Genomic DNA, 17554 nt, shown 5'->3' on the forward strand with positions numbered 1-17554 from the left:
TTCCCCTGTGGCGAGGGGATTTATCCCCGTTGGGATGCGAAGCATCCCCAAAATCAGCACCCACGGTCTTCCTGATGCACCGCGTTTGCTGATTTCACGACTGCTGCGCAGCCGAACGGGGATAAATCCCCTCGCCACAAAGCTTTTCTCCAATATTCGCTGCGCAGCCGCAAGATATCGTTTTTTTCATGTGCGCCCGTTGTAATCCTTTTGAACCAACTTTCGGCGTACCAGTCGATTTAGGTGTAAGCCCATTTGCGGGTTTGATCGAGGAGGCACTGATGCAAAAGTGGAAAGTCACTTTCGTGGATGATCACGGTGAAATTCTTGATGAAGTCTTCGAACGTGAGGAATGCCCGTCCGATGATGAAGCCGCGCGGCTGATCAAGGAGCGGCTTCTACCGGTCGCCGCCAAGCTGGATCTGAACGATCTGGAAGGGCGCACCGCCGATGCTGGTGTGAAAAACCTCAAAACCCAGAATGGCATCGAAATCCGCAGCATCACACCCGTCTGACAGTTCCTGTCATCTCTTGAAACCAGGCCTTGGCAGCAGCTCTATCTTGGGGCTACTCTGCAAGCGAGATCAGCGAACGGATCGCTAAGGTCTGGTCTTGTCAGCTACATGCTTGTTCCCGCGTGCAACCACGTTGCCGTCGTACTTTGGCCAAAGGCCCGGGGCGGGAATACGGAAAGTCTATCCATCTATGCGAGGGGGACGATTCATGAGCACAGCCTATCAAGAAGACATCAGCAGCAATGTTCTGCGCCGCATGAAAGAAGGCGGTTTCGATTTTTCCCGGTTCCATCCCATCGAGTTCTACGCCATTTTCCCGGACGAGGAGCGGGCGCGCAGGGCGGCAGGCAAATTTCGCGGTGAGTCCATCAATGCCCAGGTCAGCCTGCGTGACGATGGCGCATGGGCGTTGGAATTGAGCAAAGTGATGTACGCGACGTATGACGATATCGGCGACTTCGAGCAGGGCTTTTCCGCCGTGGTTGAACCGCTGGGTGGCATCATCGAGGGCTGGGGCGTCAAGCAGGAGGTGCGCAACCGCCACCGTTTGAACTGATCTCTGTTTTCATTTGTCGAGCAACGGCCGACCTTTGGGTCGGCCGTTGTTTTTTAAAGAGCAAAAGATCGCAGCCTCCGGCAGCTCCTACAGGTGATCGGTGTAGGAGCTGCCGGAGGCTGCGATCTTTTGCTTTTGCTTTCAAAACATTTCCAAAAGACAAAAAAAAGCCACCGGAGAGGGTGGCTAAAAGGGAAGACCGATAAGGAGAGGAAACCGGTCAGGGTTACAGCGGGGCGGGCTGCCGAGGCAGTCCAGGTCAGTTGGGCTGGTGGCTTCGCGGCGCGCTGGCCGGTGAAGTTTTGCAGCGAATGCGCGGATTATCCGCAGGCAGCGCCGGGCAGTGAAATCAACTCTGACTATGCTGGTGATAGGCGATGCAGTGCGTCGTAATGAAGCGGGGGCAATCCGGTTGGGGCATTTGCCGCACAGGAATGGTGCGGTGCCTGCGGCGTGTATTTCCAACCGATTGAAATCAAAGCGTTTATGCCGATGGCACGGGCCTTGCGAAGGCCTGTATGTCCGGGTGACAAGGAGTACGGCATGATCCGCACCTATTTTGATGAGATGTACGATGCCGGCGGCCAGGTTCGCCCGCATTATCGGGAGTTCGCCCGATGGCTGGCCGACACGCCAGACGAACTGCTGGCCCAGCGGCGACGCGAGGCCGATCTGTTGTTCCATCGCGCCGGCATTACCTTCACGCTCTATGGGGACGAGCAGGGCACCGAGCGCCTGATTCCTTTTGACACCATTCCGCGCAGCATCCCTGCCAGTGAATGGCGGATCGTCGAGCGCGGCTGCATCCAGCGGGTCAAGGCGTTGAACATGTTCCTCGCCGACCTCTATCACGAGCAGCGCATCATCAAGGCCGGGATCATTCCCGCCGAACAGGTGCTGGCCAACGAGCAGTATCAGTTGGCGATGCAAGGCCTGGATCTGCACCGCGATATCTATTCGCACATCTCCGGCGTCGATCTGGTGCGCGACGGCGACGGCACCTATTACGTGCTCGAAGACAATCTGCGTACGCCGAGCGGCGTGAGCTACATGCTCGAAGACCGCAAGATGATGATGCGTCTGTTCCCGGAGCTGTTCGCCGCCCAGCGCATCGCGCCGATCGATCACTACCCGAACCTGTTGCTCGACACCCTGAAAAGCTCAAGTCCGATCGATGATCCGAGCGTGGTGGTGCTGACGCCGGGGCGCTTCAACAGTGCATTCTTCGAACACGCGTTTTTGGCTCGGGAAATGGGCGTTGAGCTGGTCGAGGGCGCGGATCTGTTCGTGCGTGACGACAAGGTCTTCATGCGCACCACTGACGGCCCGAAAGCGGTGGATGTGATCTACCGCCGGCTCGACGACGCGTTCCTCGACCCGCTGGCGTTCAACCCCGACTCGATGCTGGGTGTGCCGGGGCTGCTGTCGTCCTATCGCTCCGGCAATGTAGTGCTGGCCAACGCCATCGGCACTGGTGTGGCGGACGACAAATCGGTGTATCCGTTTGTCACTGACATGATCCGTTTTTATCTCGACGAAGAACCGATCCTGAAGAACGTACCGACCTGGCAATGCCGCAACCCGTCTGAACTTTCCCACGTACTGGCCAATCTCCCAGATCTGGTGGTCAAGGAAACCCAAGGCTCCGGCGGTTACGGAATGCTGGTGGGGCCGGCGTCGACGAAGGCGGAAATCGACGCCTTCCGCGAACGCATCAAAGCCAAACCCCACGCGTACATCGCGCAACCGACGCTGTCGCTGTCGACCTGTCCGACCTTTGTCGAAAACGGCATCGCGCCGCGCCATATCGACCTGCGTCCGTTTGTCTTGTCCGGTCGCGAAACCCGGGTGGTGCCCGGCGGTTTGACCCGTGTCGCACTGCGCGAAGGCTCCCTGGTGGTGAATTCATCACAGGGCGGCGGAACCAAGGACACCTGGGTGGTCGAGGATTGAAGGAAGCTTGCCATGTTAAGTAGAACTGCCTCGGATCTGTATTGGATGTCGCGTTACCTGGAGCGAGCGGAAAACCTCGCACGGATGCTGGACATCAGTTATTCGCTGTCGCTGATGCCGCAGGACGGTCGCGGCGATGGTTTGCACGAATTGGCCATGCCGTTGCTGATCACCGGCACCCTCGATGATTACCTGGAGCGCCATGGCGCGCTGCATGCTGAACGCCTGCTGCACTTTTTCGCCCTCGATGCGGCCAACCCGGCGAGCATTTACAGCTGCCTCGGCGCGGCGCGGGCCAGTGCCCATGCGGTGCGTGGGCGCATCACCGCGGACATGTGGGAGAACATCAACGCGACGTGGCTGGAGATTCGCGGGATCGCCGAACAGGGCCTCAGTCGCTATGGCATGAGCCGTTTTTGCGAATGGATCAAGGAGCGTTCGCACCTGTTTCGTGGCGCGTCGTACGGCACGATCATGCGTAACGATGCGTTTCGTTTCATTCGTCTCGGTACCTTTATCGAGCGTGCGGACAACACCCTGCGATTGCTCGATGCCCGCTATGAAATGGCTGGCGATCAGGCTGAAGCAGTCAGCGACGGTACGGCCCACGCCTATTACCAGTGGAGTGCCTTGCTGCGCGCCTTGTCGTCATTCGAGGCCTACACCGAGATCTACCGTGATGCGCCGGGTGCCCGGCATGTTGCCGAGTTGCTGTTATTGCGCGCCGATGTGCCGCGCTCGCTGCGGGCCTGCACCGAAGAGATCGACCAGATTCTCGCGCAATTACCCGGCGCCAACGGTCGACCGGCACAACGTCTGGCGGCCGAAATGGACGCGCGCCTGCGCTACACCGGCATCAACGAAATTCTCGAGGAAGGCCTGCACGCCTGGCTGACCGAATTCATCCCGCTGGTGCGCCAGTTGGGCAACGCCATTCACAGTTCCTACCTGGAGGCTGCATGAGACTTTCCATAAGCCACGAGACCACCTATCACTACGAAGATCAGGTGCGGGCGAGCATCCAGTACCTGCGGCTGACCCCACACGACAGCGAACGTCAGCACGTGTTGAGCTGGCAGCTCGATCTGCCGCGCCCGGTGCGCGCGCAACTCGATCCGTTCGGTAATATCCTGCACGTGCTGACCATGGATGAACCGCACGAAGCGATCATTATTGGCGCGCGTGGGCAGGTCGATATTGACGAACTGCGCGAGGCCGAGCATGAGAGCCAGTCGGCGCTGCCGTTCCTGCGCTTTACCCGGTTGACCGAGGCGGATGAGGCGTTGCGCGCGTTCGCCGAGAAATCCTGCAAGCAGCGGCGTGATCGCACGGCGCTGATCGATCTGATGCACGGCTTGAATCAGCACATGACTTACACGCCGGGGTCCACCGAGGTTGATACCAGTGCTGCTGAGGCCTTCGCCGGGCGTGCGGGTGTTTGCCAGGATCATGCCCACGCATTTCTGGCTTGCGCGCGTAGTCTGGGGATTCCGTCGCGTTATGTGTCGGGGTATCTGTACAGCGAGGATTGCGAGCATCTGGCCAGCCATGCGTGGGCAGAAGCGTGGCTGGATGACGCCTGGTACAGCTTTGACGTGACCAATGAGCTGGCGCGGCCGGAGCGACATCTGAAACTGGCGGTGGGTCTGGATTATCTGGATGCCTGTCCGGTGCGCGGCATGCGCCGTGGCGGCGGGTGTGAGCAGATGCATGCGAAGGTATTTGTCTCGCCGACGCCAGTCATCTCCGTCCAGCAACAATAACGGGTTCACACGTAACCCTTGTAGGAGTGAGCCTGCTCGCGATAGCGGTCTGTCAGATGCAACAACACTGACTGATCCAGCGCTATCGCGAGCAGGCTCACTCCCACAGGGGAATGGCGTTAGGGCTTAACTTTGCGCCCGGCCATGTGTTTCAAATATCCCACCAACATCTGCAAATCCCCCTCCGGCAACACCTCCACTGAAAACCCCGGCATCTTCGCCTGCGGCCACTGACGCAAACTCTGCGGATCACGAATGTAGCGCTTGAGGAAATCCGCGCCGAAATACTCGGTCGGGTTATACGGAATATTCAGATCCGGCCCGAATTGCGCATCTCCCGCACCGTTCAACCGGTGACACGCCAGACAGTTTTTCTGAAACAGCGCAAACCCTTGGTTCACCGGGTCATCCGCTTTCAATGCAGGGTCCGGCAGCAGGGCCGGGAAGCGCTCGGCCACGGGCGCCATGCGCTTGATGCTCGCGACTTCGAATGGCCATTGCTCCGGACTGATATTGCCGGCCTGCGGATCGGTCCAGACCAGATAAAACGGCCCGGCGCTGTGCTTGCCTTCCGACAACGGTGGCCACGGCTGAGCCGGATCTTCGATGGCCAGCCATGCACGCGCACCTGTTGTATTTAGCAACGGCGCCGCGGCCAATTCTGCGGCAAAGCCGTCCAGTGCCACGGCTTGCAGGTGATCTTGCGGTTTGATCCCGTTCAGCAGCGCGGCCACAGGTACGGCGCGATAGGTCATGTCCTTTTTGTAGGACACATCGTTTTTGATCGTCAGGGTTTGCACTTGAGGATGCTTGAGCAATTCCTCGGTCTGCCAGGTGCGGCTGTTTGCGCCCAGTTGCAGATCCAACTGTGCGGCAGACAAGGGCATGCTCAGCAGCATGGCCCCGAACACAATGAGCGTTTTCAAATGATCGCCGTCCATGTCGTGGGAGTGCGCCAAGGTTGGCACAGCCACGCTGGCCCGGGTAGCGGGCCAGTCACTTTTTCAGTGGCGATGAACAGCACCTGCCGCTCGACTCAGCCAATGACCTTGGTCAGATTCGGCAAAATCAACAACAGCGTCGTGGCGAAAAGAATGAGCCCTGCTTGACGAACTTTCGGTTGTTTGAACATGGCTTGACCGCCTTTATTGTTATTTCCTGATGCTTGCCTGCATATCCATGACGGCAAGCGCTGCACTTCCTGTTAAAGAACGCCTGCCTCGGCAAAACCCGACGACCCTGACGTACATGTTCTACATTAGGGGCCGCGTCACGCTTGGCTTAGATCCATTTCATATGGAGCGCTTGTCAGATGCGATAAAAAAGGCATGAGGCTTATTGCCAGCTTCTTTGCCGACCGCTGGCTAGACAACTCGCCGACCTGAACCGGTTCACCCGGCCTCCCATGACCGTCCGTCTGAGCGTGTGCGTCAACCGCATTGAGCGCTGTGGTCATTGAATCCATGGCCGCTCGGGTCAAGAGTGGAGGCACAAGCAATCACTGCCCGCACAGGTTCGAGGACGTCATGACCCAAGCTTTGATATTCGATGCGTTACGCACGCCCCGTGGCAAAGGCAAGGCCGATGGTGCACTGCACAGCGTCAAACCGGTGAATCTGGTGGCCGGCCTGCTGACCGCGCTGCAAGAACGCACCTCGCTGGATACCAGCCAGGTCGATGACGTGGTGCTCGGCTGCGTCACGCCGATTGGCGATCAAGGCTCGGACATCGCCAAAACCGCTGTGCAAGTGGCCGATTGGGACGTCAGCGTCGCGGGTGTGCAGATCAACCGTTTCTGCGCCTCGGGACTGGAGGCGGTCAATCTCGGCGCGATGAAGGTGCGCTCGGGTTTTGAAGACCTTGTAGTGGTCGGCGGCGTCGAGTCGATGTCGCGGGTGCCGATGGGCAGCGACGGCGGCGCCTGGGCGCTGGATCCGCAGACTAATCTGCACAGTCATTTCACTCCGCAAGGCGTCGGGGCCGACCTGATCGCTACGCTTGAGGGTTTCAGTCGTCACGACGTCGATGCCTACGCGCTGCACTCGCAGCAGAAAGCCGCGCGGGCGCGGGCCGATGGTTCGTTCAACAAGTCGTTGGTGCCGGTGCAGGATCAGAACGGCATCATCCTGCTCGATCACGATGAGTTCATCCGCGCCGAATCGACTCTTGAAGGCTTGGGCAAGCTCAAACCGAGTTTCGAAATGATCGGCCAGATGGGCTTCGACGCCACGGCGCTGCGGGTCTACAGCCATGTCGAGCGGATCAATCACGTGCACACGCCGGGCAACAGTTCCGGGATCGTCGACGGTGCGGCACTGATGTTGATCGGCTCCGAAGCCAAAGGTCGGGCGCTAGGCCTGCAACCCCGAGCGCGCATTGTTGCCACGGCGGTCACTAGTACCGATCCGACCATCATGCTCACCGGCCCCGCGCCGGCAACGCGCAAGGCACTGGCCAAGGCCGGGCTGCGCGTTGAAGACATCGACCTGTTCGAGGTCAACGAAGCGTTTGCCTCGGTGGTGCTGAAGTTCATCAAGGACATGGCGGTCGAGCCGGACAAGGTCAACGTCAACGGCGGTTCCATCGCCATGGGCCACCCGCTGGGTGCCACGGGGTGCGCGATCCTCGGCACCTTGCTCGACGAGCTGGAAGCGCGGCGCCTGCGCTATGGCCTGGCGACGCTGTGTGTCGGCGGCGGCATGGGCATTGCCACCATCATCGAACGCCTCTGAGCCCCGAATTCAAGGAACCTTGTTATGAGCGAAGCCATTCGTTACGAAAAAGGCCAGGACGCTATCGTCGTGCTGACCATCGACATGCCGGGCCAGAGCGCCAACACCATGAACGCCGTGTACCGCGAGGCCATGGCCGCTTGCGTTGCCCGTCTGGTGACTGAAAAAGACCAGATTGCCGGGGTCATCATCACCTCGGCGAAGAAAACCTTTTTTGCCGGCGGCGACCTCAACGAATTGATCAAAGTCGGCAAGCCTGAAGCCAAAGCCTTCTACGACATGGTGCTGACCCTCAAAGCGCAGTTGCGCACCCTGGAAACCCTCGGCAAACCAGTGGTTGCGGCGATCAACGGCGCGGCGCTGGGCGGTGGCTGGGAAATCTGCCTCGCCTGTCACCACCGGGTGGCGCTGGACGACGCGTCGGTGCAACTCGGTCTGCCGGAAGTGACCCTCGGTCTGTTGCCGGGCGGCGGCGGGGTGGTGCGTATGGTGCGCATGCTCGGTCTTGAGAAAGCGCTGCCGTATCTGCTCGAAGGCAAGAAAGTGCGTCCTAAGCAGGCGTTGCAGGCCGGGTTGATTGATGAGCTGGCGGCGGATCGCGATGAATTGCTGGCCAAGGCCCGCGCCTGGATTATTGCCAACCCGACCTCGGTGCAACGTTGGGATGTGAAGGGCTATCAGATTCCTGGCGGCACGCCGTCGAATCCGAAAGTGGCGCAGATGCTGGCGATTGCGCCGTCGATTCTGCGCAGCAAGACCCAAGGCACTCTGCCGGCGCCGGAGAAAATCCTCTGCGCGGCAGTCGAGGGCGCTCAGGTCGATTTCGACACTGCGCACTTGATCGAAACCCGCTACTTCACCGAACTGACCACCGGGCAGATCTCGAAAAACCTGATCGGTACATTCTGGTTTCAACTCAATGAGATCAACGCCGGCGGTTCGCGGCCGCAGGGTTTTGCACCTTATAAAATGCAGAAGGTCGGTGTGCTCGGTGCCGGGATGATGGGCGCGGGGATTGCGTTTGTCAGTGCGTCGGCCGGTATTGAGGTGGTACTCAAGGACATCAATCTGGCTGCCGCCGAAAAAGGCAAAGCACATTCTGCCGCGTTGCTGGACAAGAAAGTCACCCGTGGGCAGATGGATGCTTCGAAGCGTGATGAGGTGTTGGCGCGGATCAAGCCGTCCGAAAGTGATGCCGACCTCGCGGGTTGCGATCTGATCATCGAAGCGGTGTTTGAGGACCGTGAACTCAAGGCCGAAGTCTCTTCCGCAGCCCAGCGGGTTGTTGGCGCCGAAGCCGTCATCGCCTCCAACACTTCGACGCTGCCGATCACCGGTCTGGCGACTGCCGTGCCGGATCAAAGCAAATTCATCGGCCTGCACTTCTTCAGCCCGGTGGAAAAAATGCCACTGGTGGAAATCATCAAGGGCGCGCAGACCAGCGATGAAACCCTCGCGCGCGGTTTTGATTTCGTTCTGCAAATCAAGAAAACCCCGATCGTCGTCAATGACAGTCGTGGCTTCTTTACTTCACGGGTGTTCGGCACCTTCACCAACGAAGGTATCGCCATGCTTGGCGAAGGCGTGAGTGCGCCGATGATCGAGACCGAAGCGCGCAAGGCCGGGATGCCAGTCGGGCCTCTGGCGATCTCCGACGAAGTTTCCCTCAGCCTGATGAGCCATATCCGCCAGCAAACCGCCAAGGACCTACAGGCAGAAAGGAAACCGCTGATTGAGCACCCGGCCTTTGCCGTGATTGACTTGCTGCTCAACGAATACAAGCGCCCGGGCAAAGCGGCAGGTGGCGGTTTTTACGATTACCCGGCCGGTGGGCAGAAACATCTGTGGCCCGAATTGAAGACGCGTTTCGAAAAACCTGACGGGCAGATTTCGCCCAAAGACGTGCGTGATCGGCTGCTGTTTGTGCAGGCCATCGAAACCGTCCGTTGTGTGGAGGAGGGCGTGCTGACCTCGACGGCGGATGCCAACGTCGGCTCGATCTTCGGCATCGGTTTTGCGCCGTGGACGGGTGGCGCGTTGCAGTTCATCAACCAGTATGGGGTGAAAGATTTCGTCGCCCGCGCGCAGTATCTGGCTGAGCAGTATGGCGAGCGTTTCGCACCGCCTGCGCTGTTGCTGGACAAAGCGGCAAAAGGTGAAATGTTCTAGGGAAAGCGAGTATTCCGGGGCTTGCCTTGTCAGGGTGTTTCAAGGCAGGCTCTGGGCTGTTCATTATTCCCATCACGTGTCAGGTATTTTTTATGTCGCTACGCATCTGCATTCTGGAAACCGACATCCTGCGTCCGGAACTGGTCGATCAATATCAGGGTTACGGGCAGATGTTTCAGCGCCTGTTCTCGCAGCAACCGATTGCCGCCGAGTTCACCGTCTACAACGTGATGCAGGGCGAATACCCGAGCGATGAGCAGACCTTCGACGCGTACCTGGTCACCGGCAGCAAGGCCGATTCTTTCGGCACTGACCCGTGGATTCAGACCCTCAAGGAATACCTGCTGAGCCGTTACCAGCGTGGCGACAAACTCCTCGGCGTGTGCTTCGGCCACCAACTGCTGGCGCTGCTGCTCGGTGGCAAGAGCGAGCGCGCGACCCAGGGTTGGGGTGTCGGCACCCACAACTACAAACTCGCGGCCAAGGCGCCATGGATGAGCCCGGTGCGTGAAGAGCTGACGCTGCTGATCAGTCATCAGGATCAGGTCACAGCGCTGCCGGAAAACGCTACCGTCATTGCTTCCAGCGATTTCTGCCCGTTTGCGGCGTATCACATCAATGATCAAGTGCTGTGTTTCCAGGGGCATCCGGAATTCATCCACGATTATTCGCGGGCACTGCTGGATCTGCGTCAGGAAGCGCTGGGTTCGCAGATTTACAGCAAAGGCGTGGCGAGCCTGGAGCAGGAGCACCATGGCACCACGGTTGCTGAATGGATGATGCGGTTTGTGGCGCACAAACCAGAAACCGTCTAAGGCAAAAGCTTCGCGAGCAGGCTCGCTCCCACATTAGAACTTCGGTGCGCCACCGATCAATGTGGGCGCGAGCCTGCTCGCGAATGTTCCAGACAACTCGGTTTGCTCTACAACCACCCCGACTTCTTGAAACTCGCCCACAAACTCACACACCCCACCGTAATAAACCCCAGCACACCGAAATAGCCGTAGTGCCAGCTCAGCTCCGGCATGTTCTGGAAGTTCATCCCGTAAATCCCTGCCACCGCCGTCGGAAACGCCAGAATCGCCGCCCAGGCAGCAAATTTGCGTTGCACCACGCTTTGCCTTGATGCCTCGAGCAACACACCGATCTCGATGGTCTGGCTGGCAATGTCAGCCAGTGTGGTCAGGTCTTCCATCTGCCGGGTGACGTGGATCTGCACATCGCGAAAGTACGGGCGCATGTTCTTGTCGATAAACGGGAAACTCAGTTTCTGCAATTCCTCGCCAATCTCCACCATCGGCGCTGCGTAGCGACGCAGGCGTACGACATCGCGGCGCAAGCCATGCAACCTCTGAATGTCATGCTCATTCAACGCGCTGCACAACACATTGCGTTCCAGCTCATCGATCTCGGCATGGATGGCTTCACCGACCGGTTGGTAGTTCTCGATGACGAAATCGAGCAGTGCATACAGTACGAAATCTTCTCCGTGCTCCAGCAACAGCGGACGCGCCTCACAGCGTTGGCGGACATGGGCGTAGGACGCCGAGTGGCCATTGCGCGCCGTGATGATGTAGCCCTTGCCGGCAAAGATGTGCGTCTCGATAAATTGCAGAATGCCGTTCTCGCGGATGGGCGAGTAGGTGACGATAAACAAAGCGTCGCCAAAGGTTTCCAGCTTCGGACGACTGTGTTTTTCCAAGGCGTCTTCAATCGCCAGTTCGTGCAGGTTGAACTGACGTTGCAGATTGGACAGCTCCTGAGCGTCCGGCTCTTCCAGACCGATCCAGACAAAGTGACCGGTTTTCGCGGCCCAGGCAGCGCCTTCGTCGAGGGTAATATTGGTGACTTTCTTGCCTGCGCTGTACACCGCAGCAGCAACAACTCGACCCATGGTGGTGATTCACTTCTTCTTGGCAGGTGGCAGGGAATACAAGGCTTCAGCTTAGCCGTGTCGCTGCTTGAGAGTCAGTGAAATCTGTACAGTTCACCGGGCAAAAGAAAACCCGCACCAGGCGGGTTTTCTTCTCAGGCGGCTTGCAGTTGCCGATCCATCGACTCAATACACTCGCGCATCTGCTCACGACACTGATTGATGAGCATGGGCATGTCATCCATGGTCAATCCGGCTGTAGGAATCGCCGGTAACGAGCGTATGAGGATTTTTCCGCTGCGCCAGCGATTCAGGCGCATGTGCTTGATGTAACTGCTGACGCAAACCGGAACGATCGGTACACCAGCGGCAATCGCCATCTGGAAGGCGCCTTTCTTGAAGGGCAACAATTCTTCGCCGAGATTGCGCGTGCCTTCGGGGAACACCCAGATCGAAGTGTCTTCGTTCTGCAGGGTATTCGTGGTGGTGAGCATCGATTGGCGCGCCTTGTGCGCATTGCCACGGTCGATCAACACATTGCCGGCCAGCCAGAACAATTGCCCGAACAGCGGCACCCACTTGAGGCTCTTCTTGCCGATGCACACCGTACGGCGTGGCACTACGTTGCCGAACACGAACAAGTCATAGTTGGACTGATGGTTGGCGATGATCACGCAGCTGTCGGGTTTGTTCATCAAACCGCTGACATCGGATTTCACTCTTAAACGCAAAATACACATCGCCGGCAGCGCGTAGAGGCGGGCGCACAGTCGGCTGTTGTCCGGATTGAACGGGCGGCAGATCCCGAGAAGCACCCCGAGCACACCTGCCAGAATAAAGTGCAGGCCCATCAATAACATACGAAACACGAACAGCATTTTCAGGCCCCACCGGGACAAAAGGTGGCGCAGTGTACGGATGTGCACTGTTTTCGGCAATTGCCGCTATAGAGTGCGGAGATAGCCGATGTTTAAGCGCATGTTTCCAAGTGGAGGGTCAGACCTGTCCTAGAGCTGTCGCAGACTTTTAAACCTTGTGCGTAAGAAAAAGCCCGACACGACGGTCGGGCTTTCTTTACGTTCTTGAATCCAGGCTTAGCCCAGATGCTCCTGATCCTGGATGATCGCGTTATCCAGCGCTTCCAGCAGTGCCTTGCGGACTTTCAACTTGGTGTTCTTGTGCGCGAGCATGTTGATCTTCTTCAACTGACGCGCAGCGGCGAGGGCGGCACCTTGCAGCTCTTCGGCGGAAACCACCTTGTCGAGGAAGCCGGCATCCACGGCGCTTTGCGGATCGAACATCTCGCCGTTGATCACTGAACGATGGAATGCCGAGCGACGCAGACGATCACGCGCCAACTCGATACCGGCGTGGTGCATGGTCATGCCAATTTGCACTTCGTTGAGACCGATGCTGAATGGGCCATCGACACCGATGCGGTAATCAGCAGACAACAGAATGAAAGCGCCCTTGGCCACGGCATGACCCGGGCACGCGACGATGACCGGAAACGGGTGAGAGAGCAGACGCCGCGCCAACGTCGAACCAGCGGTTACCAGCGACACAGCTTCTTTAGGGCCAGCGGTCATGACTTTCAGGTCATAGCCGCCAGACAGAATCCCCGGCTGACCGGTGATGATCACGATGGCACGATCAGTCACCGCCTGATCCAGCGCCGCGTTGAATGCCGCAATCACGTCCGGAGAAATGGCATTGACCTTGCCGTTGCTCAAGGTCAGGGTCGCGATACCGTCTTCGAGGTGGTAGGAAATCAACTCACTCATGACGCTATTCCTTGTAAGAAAGATGGGCAGACGTTACCCACCGCCGCAGGCCAGGTAAAGCGCCGTGACTGACCCGCCAGTCACCGTTTCCCGGCCCACCCGCCGTAGCGAGGCATTTCGCTTCTATATAGAAGAGTCGTGGCCACCGAAGATTGGCCGGTTTGCCATGGCCTGCCAGTGGGCAAAACCACTTTTTCTCTTAACCGCATGAAAATTCTGAAAAAAAGTTTGCCATCGGAAAAGCTTTCGACTACATTAGCGCGCCTCGACAGACAGAACATGTTTGAAGAGATACGGTGAAGTGTCCGAGTGGCTTAAGGAGCACGCCTGGAAAGTGTGTATACAGGAAACTGTATCGAGAGTTCGAATCTCTCCTTCACCGCCATATTCAGTACACAAAACCCCTGATTTCGAAAGAAGTCAGGGGTTTTGTGGTTTCTGGCGCCTGCATTTTTATTGCCGTGGCGGGAAGTCCGCTTTGAGCGATTACAATCGTGGATTTACTCATCCATAGAGGGACGACATTCCATGATCATTTCCACCACTCACGCCATTGAAGGCCGGCAGATTACGGCATACCTGGACATCGTCAGTGCCGAGTCGGTGCAGGGCGTCAATGTGATCCGCGATATGTTTGCCGGAATGCGCGATTTTTTCGGCGGACGCTCGCAAACCCTGGAGCGCGCGTTGAAGGAAGCTCGTATTCAGGCGACCGATGAGATCAGGGAACGCGCACGCGCTTTGCAGGCGGATGCGGTGGTCGGGGTGGATTTCGAGATCAGCATGCCGGCGGGGAAGGGTGGCATGGTGGTGGTGTTTGCGACCGGGACCGCCGTCAAGTTGCGCTGATCATTGAGCCGAGGTTTGCGCCTGGTAGATTTCGATATTGCCGTGTTTAACCTGTTGATAGGCGGTGTAAGGCAGTACCAGCGTATCCGTGACGCCGGAGACCGCGAGGTCGAGCAATACCAACGGTGCGGCGGGACGGCCGGTTCCGAAAGCTTTCATCGGTAATTCTGGCGCGTGCAATACGCAGAAGTCGTAACCGACGCCGCTGTAGATCCGGGAAATCGAATCACAGTAAGTCTTACGCTGTTTCAGGTCATTGCCTGCGACGGTGTCTTCCTGAAAAACACTGCTGATGGTCCCACAGCCGCTGATCATCAGCGCTGAAAGTATTAGAACGCTGGCTTTCCTGAACATGGTCGCGATTCCTTCGCAATGAGATTGGGGTGCAGATTAGCTTGATTTGGAATGCGGATACCTCTTCGTTTTGTTTGTTTTTATGTAGGCCATTCGTCGGGCGCTGGGCAATCTGAATCACAAGTCCAAGAGTGACCGTCTAGTCTCAAAAGTCATGAAGGTCGATATTTTTTCAGGCAAAAGGTTTTTGTCGGTGTCGATCTGTTGCGACGGGGCGAAGGTATGACTGATCCGTATATCGAAGACGATGGCGCTGAATTTTCCTTCAACAATTGCGTTCGGTGCGGCCAGAGCGAGTATCACGCTGGCTTTGGCGAAGATCCGGTGCAGATCGGCAAGATCAAATCCGCGGCACCCAAAGGGCCGAAGGCGAAATTTATGCCCAAGCTCACCATGCGATCCAGAAAATAATCGTTCACTGAATAGCCCCGTCATTGCGCGGGGTTTTTTATGGCTGAATGTGTGAAGAAATTTCTTACAGGCGATGACGATGAACTCGGTGCGCTTTCACAAACTTTTCACGTCTGCCGCAGTAGGGTGAAGCCATCCGTTAGAAAGCAAGTCTCCAGCCCGTCTCCCCAGCGGGCTTTTTTTTGCCTGTCATAAAACCTTTTGCAGAATCGCTGTCCAATCGGCGCCGAGTGCGTGGAGATCTCCAATTGCGGATGGACTTTTGCGCGGCGACGGCATTTAATCCCGGCCCTTTTTGTCATCCCATTTGTTGAGGTTTTCGTCATGCGTTTAACACTGCCCGCTCTGGTTCTGGGGCTTCTGGTTGCTCAAGGTGCAATGGCTGCCGGCGATGGTACCGCTGCGCTGGGCGGTGGTCTGGGTGGCGCACTGGGTAATGTCGTCGGCCAGAAAATGGGCGGTAGCACTGGCGCGGCCATTGGTGCCGGCGTAGCAGGCGCGGCGGGCAGCGCAATGGCGGCGCGCAAGGGTAGCCGGACCAAAGCGGCGATTGGCGGCGGCGTTGGCGCGGCCGGTGGTTCGGTGATCGGCAACAGCCTGGGCGGCAGGACTGGCGCGACCATTGGTGCAGGCCTGGGCGGTGCGGCTGGCGGTGCAGTCGGCAGCAACTTGTCCAAAGGTCATAAGCGTCACTGAGACTGATCGTTTGTCAGAAAAAGCCCGGCTTGATGTCGGGCTTTTTCATGGCTGAACGTTTTCTCTGTTCGCCTCTCCAATCTCACATAGGCCCATGTCTGGGCGGACTGTCCCGCTTCGGGAACTGTGAGGTTCATATGCGCTTGTCATTATCTGCACTGTTTTTCGGTTTGCTGGTAGCACAGGGGGCGATGGCCGCCGGTGATGGCACCGCCGCCGTTGGTGGCGGCCTGGGCGGCGCGCTCGGCAATGTGGTCGGTGGACAACTCGGTGGCAGTACTGGCGCGGCGGTAGGTGCAGGCGTTGGCGGCGCAGCCGGCAGTGCCGTCGGGGCGAATAAACGCAATCGAACCGAAGCCGCCATTGGCGGTGGTCTCGGCGCGGCGGGTGGCTCGGTTGTCGGCAACAGTCTCGGCGGCTCGACCGGTTCGACCATTGGTGCAGGATTGGGCGGCGCGGCCGGTGGAGCGGTCGGCAATAACCTCGGTGACGATGGTGGCTCTCATTCGGGCGGCGGTCACAAGCACAACAATAAACATAAAAACCGCCATCATTGATGGAGGTTTGAACAGAAACCCGGCTTTTTGCCGGGTTTTTTGTATTTGCTCGTCGGACACCGGAACGATTGGCTGTAGGGCTTTTCGAACGTCATACACGCCACGAGACGATGAGGTTTGCCATGACTCCTGAAACCGAAGGCAAGGAAGAGAAGGGTCCGAGTGGACTGCCGTTTATCAATGATCCGGGAAATGAGGATCCGGGGTCGTTGATGGATGATGCGACGGTGCCGTTGAATGATTCGGATGAGGCGGATATGGAGTATGAAGAGGAGGATGAGCAATAGCTGTCTTGAAGTTTGAGCGAGGCAGCGTGCTGATTTCAAATCTCCGGGGCCTGTACTTCAGGCCCCTTGATTCTGATTGGTTTGCTCGCGCAGGTTAAGGTTGGTAAAAATTTTTGAGACGGAAGCAGGCCACCGATAATTTTTTGTTATTTCGCAGCTAAGTCAGGGTTGACGCGTATGTAAAGGTTATCTGATGGCGACATTTTTTCTATTCGGCCTGATGCGATGTATTCTTTAAACTCCTTTTCAACTATTTTTTTATCGCAGTATTTTTTGTATTTAGATGGCCTGTCGCTAGCGTAAATGTAGAGGCGCCACACATCAAAGCCGTCGATTCTGTTGTTCGATCCATAGTCGAAGTCCACTGATTCTGATGGGAAATGAATGGCGCACCCTACGCCGTGAAGTTCATATTGAATTCCATCAGTTATTTCACCGCAGCGTTCGATTTGCTTGCTTCGCCAAAGTCTTAAAATATTCCGGGTGCCAAATTTTTTTTGTAGTAATTCTGTTCCGCTTTCAACTTTTGAAAGGAAGTCTGTTATTAGGTCCTCAAGATTTTTATCGTCCTTTTTCATCTTCTTCTGTGATGCTCCAATCGGTCGTGTCCGACATTGTTAGCTGAGTCGATGACTTCTTCAATCGTATTGAGCTCTCCTTTGTGCTCCCTGATGTTTGTGATCAGTTTTATAGTTATAGGCGTTGCTGTTTGTTTTGCAGCTGCTGCACGGTGATGTCCATCTAGAATATAGAAGTTGCCCTGATGTTCTGCTACATCTATGGGATAGCTGACATCGTAGCCACCTGCTCGCATTTGATCCCTTATTTTTTCGACATGTTTAGTTGAATTTTTTCCCATAATTGCATGCGTTCGCTTTACTGAATGTGGGTCAACGCCATGAATCAAATCCGGTAATCGTGGTTCACCCTCATCAACCTTAGCCCCACCAATCCCACCCGGCACCTCACACCCAGGCCTATTCGGCGGCGGACAGTTGGAACTCAACCCCAACGGATCCACCCACCCCGTCGGATTCGGCACGTACTGGTACTGA

General features: G+C 57.3%; 21 protein-coding genes and 1 tRNA gene. 15 read left to right on the forward strand and 7 right to left on the reverse strand.

Annotated elements, in window-relative coordinates:
- Positions 1 to 281 precede the first annotated feature (281 nt).
- The 5 genes from BK670_RS09790 (at position 282) to BK670_RS09810 (ending at position 4787) form a co-directional block, all read left to right on the forward strand.
- On the forward strand, positions 282 to 515 hold the full coding sequence (locus BK670_RS09790) for a hypothetical protein (RefSeq protein WP_123449605.1): 234 nt from the start codon (positions 282 to 284) through the stop codon (positions 513 to 515).
- A 208-nt stretch (positions 516 to 723) separates the two neighbouring features.
- Entirely contained in the window at positions 724 to 1071 is a 348-nt protein-coding gene (locus tag BK670_RS09795) for a ribonuclease E inhibitor RraB (protein ID WP_093441760.1), read from the forward strand.
- 543 nt (positions 1072 to 1614) lie between these two features.
- Positions 1615 to 3024, forward strand: coding sequence for a circularly permuted type 2 ATP-grasp protein (locus BK670_RS09800; RefSeq protein WP_007914061.1), 1410 nt, complete (start codon positions 1615 to 1617; stop codon positions 3022 to 3024).
- Positions 3025 to 3036: 12 nt separating this feature from the next.
- Positions 3037 to 3987: an alpha-E domain-containing protein gene (locus tag BK670_RS09805; protein ID WP_007914063.1), complete on the forward strand. Its 951-nt coding sequence runs from the start codon at positions 3037 to 3039 to the stop codon at positions 3985 to 3987.
- The gene (locus BK670_RS09810; RefSeq protein WP_122597650.1) at positions 3984 to 4787 is read left to right on the forward strand and encodes a transglutaminase family protein; all 804 of its coding nucleotides are present in this window, start codon (positions 3984 to 3986) and stop codon (positions 4785 to 4787) included. The genes BK670_RS09805 and BK670_RS09810 overlap by 4 nt, the downstream gene beginning before the upstream one ends.
- 119 nt (positions 4788 to 4906) lie before the next feature.
- Here the strand turns inward: BK670_RS09810 and BK670_RS09820 are convergent, their stop codons facing one another.
- Complete coding sequence (locus BK670_RS09820) at positions 4907 to 5728, reverse strand: c-type cytochrome (protein WP_123449606.1); 822 nt, start codon at positions 5726 to 5728, stop codon at positions 4907 to 4909.
- Positions 5729 to 6313: 585 nt separating this feature from the next.
- Between BK670_RS09820 and BK670_RS09825 the strand changes: the two genes are divergently transcribed.
- The 3 genes from BK670_RS09825 to BK670_RS09835 all read left to right on the forward strand — a co-directional run bounded on the left by BK670_RS09825 (position 6314) and on the right by BK670_RS09835 (position 10503).
- Positions 6314 to 7519 (forward strand): acetyl-CoA C-acetyltransferase, encoded by a 1206-nt coding sequence (locus BK670_RS09825; RefSeq protein WP_123449607.1) that lies wholly within the window; start codon positions 6314 to 6316, stop codon positions 7517 to 7519.
- 24 nt (positions 7520 to 7543) lie between these two features.
- Complete coding sequence (locus tag BK670_RS09830) at positions 7544 to 9688, forward strand: 3-hydroxyacyl-CoA dehydrogenase NAD-binding domain-containing protein (protein WP_123449608.1); 2145 nt, start codon at positions 7544 to 7546, stop codon at positions 9686 to 9688.
- A gap of 92 nt (positions 9689 to 9780) precedes the next feature.
- Positions 9781 to 10503 carry an amidotransferase gene (locus BK670_RS09835; protein ID WP_123449609.1) on the forward strand — a complete coding sequence of 241 codons (723 nt, stop codon included), beginning with the start codon at positions 9781 to 9783 and terminating at the stop codon, positions 10501 to 10503.
- Between the two features lie 107 nt (positions 10504 to 10610).
- Here the strand turns inward: BK670_RS09835 and BK670_RS09840 are convergent, their stop codons facing one another.
- The 3 genes from BK670_RS09840 to BK670_RS09850 form a co-directional block, all read right to left on the reverse strand.
- A complete protein-coding gene (locus tag BK670_RS09840) occupies positions 10611 to 11582 on the reverse strand; it encodes a magnesium and cobalt transport protein CorA (protein ID WP_123449610.1) in 972 nt (323 codons plus the stop codon).
- A 134-nt stretch (positions 11583 to 11716) separates the two neighbouring features.
- A complete protein-coding gene (locus BK670_RS09845; protein ID WP_123449611.1) occupies positions 11717 to 12439 on the reverse strand; it encodes a lysophospholipid acyltransferase family protein in 723 nt (240 codons plus the stop codon).
- A 216-nt stretch (positions 12440 to 12655) separates the two neighbouring features.
- A complete protein-coding gene (locus BK670_RS09850; RefSeq protein ID WP_122608408.1) occupies positions 12656 to 13345 on the reverse strand; it encodes a crotonase/enoyl-CoA hydratase family protein in 690 nt (229 codons plus the stop codon).
- 138 nt (positions 13346 to 13483) lie between these two features.
- Between BK670_RS09850 and BK670_RS29600 the strand changes: the two genes are divergently transcribed.
- From BK670_RS29600 to BK670_RS09860, 3 genes are all read left to right on the forward strand, one after another.
- Entirely contained in the window at positions 13484 to 13645 is a 162-nt protein-coding gene (locus BK670_RS29600; RefSeq protein WP_185036757.1) for a hypothetical protein, read from the forward strand.
- Positions 13641 to 13730 (forward strand) — tRNA-Ser (locus BK670_RS09855). Before BK670_RS29600 ends, BK670_RS09855 begins: the two co-directional genes overlap by 5 nt.
- A 143-nt stretch (positions 13731 to 13873) precedes the next feature.
- On the forward strand, positions 13874 to 14194 hold the full coding sequence (locus BK670_RS09860; RefSeq protein ID WP_123449612.1) for a YbjQ family protein: 321 nt from the start codon (positions 13874 to 13876) through the stop codon (positions 14192 to 14194).
- Here BK670_RS09860 and BK670_RS09865 read toward each other — a convergent pair whose 3' ends face one another.
- Positions 14195 to 14548, reverse strand: coding sequence for a YceK/YidQ family lipoprotein (locus BK670_RS09865; RefSeq protein ID WP_123449613.1), 354 nt, complete (start codon positions 14546 to 14548; stop codon positions 14195 to 14197).
- 222 nt (positions 14549 to 14770) lie between these two features.
- Between BK670_RS09865 and BK670_RS09870 the strand changes: the two genes are divergently transcribed.
- The 4 genes from BK670_RS09870 to BK670_RS29605 all read left to right on the forward strand — a co-directional run bounded on the left by BK670_RS09870 (position 14771) and on the right by BK670_RS29605 (position 16499).
- Entirely contained in the window at positions 14771 to 14959 is a 189-nt protein-coding gene (locus tag BK670_RS09870; protein WP_123449614.1) for a hypothetical protein, read from the forward strand.
- A 324-nt stretch (positions 14960 to 15283) separates the two neighbouring features.
- Positions 15284 to 15655: a glycine zipper domain-containing protein gene (locus BK670_RS09875; RefSeq protein WP_016983669.1), complete on the forward strand. Its 372-nt coding sequence runs from the start codon at positions 15284 to 15286 to the stop codon at positions 15653 to 15655.
- Positions 15656 to 15792: 137 nt separating this feature from the next.
- A complete protein-coding gene (locus tag BK670_RS09880) occupies positions 15793 to 16212 on the forward strand; it encodes a glycine zipper domain-containing protein (RefSeq protein WP_123449615.1) in 420 nt (139 codons plus the stop codon).
- Positions 16213 to 16334: 122 nt separating this feature from the next.
- Positions 16335 to 16499, forward strand: coding sequence for a hypothetical protein (locus BK670_RS29605; protein WP_185036758.1), 165 nt, complete (start codon positions 16335 to 16337; stop codon positions 16497 to 16499).
- Between the two features lie 146 nt (positions 16500 to 16645).
- Here BK670_RS29605 and BK670_RS09885 read toward each other — a convergent pair whose 3' ends face one another.
- Positions 16646 to 17077 carry a DUF6896 domain-containing protein gene (locus tag BK670_RS09885; RefSeq protein ID WP_123449616.1) on the reverse strand — a complete coding sequence of 144 codons (432 nt, stop codon included), beginning with the start codon at positions 17075 to 17077 and terminating at the stop codon, positions 16646 to 16648.
- Positions 17074 to 17554, reverse strand: a 481-nt coding sequence (locus BK670_RS09890; protein ID WP_221178366.1) for a ParB/RepB/Spo0J family partition protein, incomplete at its 5' end; no start/stop codon positions are given. The genes BK670_RS09890 and BK670_RS09885, both read right to left, overlap by 4 nt.

It is taken from the genome of Pseudomonas fluorescens (assembly GCF_003732425.1).
In the GTDB taxonomy this organism is placed as follows: domain Bacteria; phylum Pseudomonadota; class Gammaproteobacteria; order Pseudomonadales; family Pseudomonadaceae; genus Aquipseudomonas; species Aquipseudomonas fluorescens_BE.

Coding starts and splice junctions, on each gene's coding strand:
- BK670_RS09835 (WP_123449609.1), top strand. CDS start 9,781: ATGTCGCTACGCATCTGCATTCTGGAAACCGACATCCTGCGTCCGGAA.
- BK670_RS29605 (WP_185036758.1), top strand. CDS start 16,335: ATGACTCCTGAAACCGAAGGCAAGGAAGAGAAGGGTCCGAGTGGACTG.
- BK670_RS09885 (WP_123449616.1), bottom strand. CDS start 17,077: ATGAAAAAGGACGATAAAAATCTTGAGGACCTAATAACAGACTTCCTT.
- BK670_RS09870 (WP_123449614.1), top strand. CDS start 14,771: ATGACTGATCCGTATATCGAAGACGATGGCGCTGAATTTTCCTTCAAC.
- BK670_RS09845 (WP_123449611.1), bottom strand. CDS start 12,439: ATGCTGTTCGTGTTTCGTATGTTATTGATGGGCCTGCACTTTATTCTG.
- BK670_RS09880 (WP_123449615.1), top strand. CDS start 15,793: ATGCGCTTGTCATTATCTGCACTGTTTTTCGGTTTGCTGGTAGCACAG.
- BK670_RS09805 (WP_007914063.1), top strand. CDS start 3,037: ATGTTAAGTAGAACTGCCTCGGATCTGTATTGGATGTCGCGTTACCTG.
- BK670_RS09820 (WP_123449606.1), bottom strand. CDS start 5,728: ATGGACGGCGATCATTTGAAAACGCTCATTGTGTTCGGGGCCATGCTG.
- BK670_RS09840 (WP_123449610.1), bottom strand. CDS start 11,582: ATGGGTCGAGTTGTTGCTGCTGCGGTGTACAGCGCAGGCAAGAAAGTC.
- BK670_RS09810 (WP_122597650.1), top strand. CDS start 3,984: ATGAGACTTTCCATAAGCCACGAGACCACCTATCACTACGAAGATCAG.
- BK670_RS09860 (WP_123449612.1), top strand. CDS start 13,874: ATGATCATTTCCACCACTCACGCCATTGAAGGCCGGCAGATTACGGCA.
- BK670_RS09830 (WP_123449608.1), top strand. CDS start 7,544: ATGAGCGAAGCCATTCGTTACGAAAAAGGCCAGGACGCTATCGTCGTG.
- BK670_RS09825 (WP_123449607.1), top strand. CDS start 6,314: ATGACCCAAGCTTTGATATTCGATGCGTTACGCACGCCCCGTGGCAAA.
- BK670_RS09795 (WP_093441760.1), top strand. CDS start 724: ATGAGCACAGCCTATCAAGAAGACATCAGCAGCAATGTTCTGCGCCGC.
- BK670_RS09875 (WP_016983669.1), top strand. CDS start 15,284: ATGCGTTTAACACTGCCCGCTCTGGTTCTGGGGCTTCTGGTTGCTCAA.
- BK670_RS09800 (WP_007914061.1), top strand. CDS start 1,615: ATGATCCGCACCTATTTTGATGAGATGTACGATGCCGGCGGCCAGGTT.
- BK670_RS09850 (WP_122608408.1), bottom strand. CDS start 13,345: ATGAGTGAGTTGATTTCCTACCACCTCGAAGACGGTATCGCGACCCTG.
- BK670_RS09790 (WP_123449605.1), top strand. CDS start 282: ATGCAAAAGTGGAAAGTCACTTTCGTGGATGATCACGGTGAAATTCTT.
- BK670_RS09865 (WP_123449613.1), bottom strand. CDS start 14,548: ATGTTCAGGAAAGCCAGCGTTCTAATACTTTCAGCGCTGATGATCAGC.